This window comes from Comamonas sp. B-9 (genome assembly GCF_000410635.1).
Lineage (GTDB): Bacteria > Pseudomonadota > Gammaproteobacteria > Burkholderiales > Burkholderiaceae_C > Comamonas.
Window position 1 is genome coordinate 1 of record NZ_KE148592.1, and the last position, 553, is coordinate 553.

Consider the following 553-nt stretch of genomic DNA (forward strand, 5'->3'; position numbering starts at 1 on the left):
GCAGCGCCGCCCCCATGACCCCTACCTGCAGTACCTGGCCGGCTGCGCCTGCCTGCAGCGCCAGCTCTGGGGCAAGGCCCAGCAGTGGCTGCAGCAGGCTGCCCCTTCGCTGCAAGAGGAATCGCTGCGCCGCCGCGCCTGGCAGCACCTGGCCCGGCAGGCCGAGTACCAGGGCGATGCCGCTGCGGCCGCCCAGGCCTGGAAGCAGGCAGCCCTCGCCGGCGAGCAAGCCTGAGGCAGACCCGGTCAGGCCCCGTTGCGCCCCGTATGGGGCGCCGCTGCCCCAGCACGGTATACAAGGCGATACAAAGTCCCGGCCCCCGCTGTTGTATGCGTACCAGTGCGCAGCGCGGGTTTGCGCCTGCTCGGCATATGCTTATGTGCATTGGTTCTGGAACTCGCCACCAGACGATCGATCAATTCAATTAATTTGAACTTCGCCATCAATCAGACTGAACTTCTACCGGTTGATCCGCTCCTACACTCGCTTCAAACAATACCGCTGGGCCTACCGCTGCAGCGTTTTTTATGGCTAACACGACGAAAAAAACCC

1 pseudogene is annotated in these 553 nt (G+C 63.7%); it reads left to right on the forward strand.

Features of this window, described 5'->3' with window-relative positions:
- A pseudogene (locus H928_RS27985) lies at positions 1-235 on the forward strand (heme biosynthesis protein HemY); the annotation flags it as partial.
- Between the last annotated feature and the right edge of the window lie 318 nt (positions 236-553).